Origin of the sequence: Psychromonas sp. SR45-3 (genome assembly GCF_014163575.1) — a bacterium.
In the GTDB taxonomy this organism is placed as follows: Bacteria; Pseudomonadota; Gammaproteobacteria; order Enterobacterales; family Psychromonadaceae; genus Psychromonas; species Psychromonas arctica.
Window position 1 is genome coordinate 1 of the sequence record NZ_JACJDP010000106.1, and the last position, 488, is coordinate 488.

Genomic DNA, 488 nt, shown 5'->3' on the forward strand with positions numbered 1-488 from the left:
GATGGTGATGTAGAAGGTTGGTTCACAGACGATACACCTAAGCGTTTTGAAGCTTACGGATGGCAAGTCATTTCTGTTGATGGGCATAACCCTGAAGAAATCAAAGCCGCTATTATCTCTGCAAAAGCAGAAACCACTAAACCAACCATGATTTGTTGTAAAACAATTATTGGTTTTGGCTCGCCTGCTAAGCAAGGTACACACGATTGTCACGGCGCACCATTAGGTCACGATGAAATTGCTGCAACACGTAAAGCATTAGGTTGGAACCACGGTCCATTTGAAATTCCTACCGATATTTATGCCGGTTGGGATAACAAAGTACAAGGTCAAGCTGCAGAGCAATCTTGGGATGAAAAATTCGCAGCTTACGCAGCGGCTTATCCTGAACTAGCTGCTGAATACAAACGTCGTGTTAACAACGAATTACCTGCTGAGTGGGAAGCTAAGTCTTCTGCTTACATTGCTGACTTACAAGCTAACCAAGG

1 pseudogene is annotated in these 488 nt (G+C 43.9%); it reads left to right on the plus strand.

Going from position 1 to position 488, the window contains the following annotated elements:
* Positions 1 to 488, plus strand: a pseudogene (locus tag H5084_RS19320) (transketolase); the annotation flags it as partial.